The organism is Streptomyces sp. SID13031, assembly GCF_010548305.1.
Lineage (GTDB): Bacteria > Actinomycetota > Actinomycetes > Propionibacteriales > Kribbellaceae > Kribbella.
Map to the genome: position 1 here is coordinate 1 of NZ_JAAGLV010000089.1, position 428 is coordinate 428.

Annotated in this window: 1 protein-coding gene and 1 pseudogene; both read right to left on the reverse strand. The window is 74.3% G+C overall.

Features of this window, described 5'->3' with window-relative positions; genetic code table 11:
- A partial coding sequence (locus G3I17_RS39365) for a response regulator (protein ID WP_164604520.1) occupies positions 1-198 on the reverse strand: 198 nt, incomplete at its 3' end.
- A pseudogene (locus tag G3I17_RS39370) lies at positions 195-428 on the reverse strand (sensor histidine kinase); the annotation flags it as partial. The pseudogene G3I17_RS39370 and the gene G3I17_RS39365, both read right to left, overlap by 4 nt.

Consider the following 428-nt stretch of genomic DNA (forward strand, 5'->3'; position numbering starts at 1 on the left):
TGTGGCCACCAGACCGTCCATACGCGGCATGCGGATGTCCATCAGGACGGCGTCCGGGGTGAGTTCGCGCACCAGCCGCAGCGCCGCCTCCCCGTCGTCGGCCTCGCCGACCACCTCGATATCGCTCTGGACGTCGAGCAGCGCCCGGAAGCCGGCCCTCACCAGGACCTGGTCGTCGGCAAGCAGTACGCGGATCATCGGCCCTCTTCCTCGGTGGCGCCCGCCACGGTACCGGCCGCGCCGGACGGAAGCCGTGCCAGCACGCGGAAGCCGCCGCCGGGGCGCGGTCCTGCCTCGACCGTGCCGCCCAGCGCCGCGGCCCGTTCGCGCATACCGATCAGGCCGTTGCCGCCGCCCCCGTCGCCCTCCTGCCGCTGCGCCGAGGGTCCGTCGTCGTCCACGCTCAGCTCGACCCCCTCCGGCCCGTA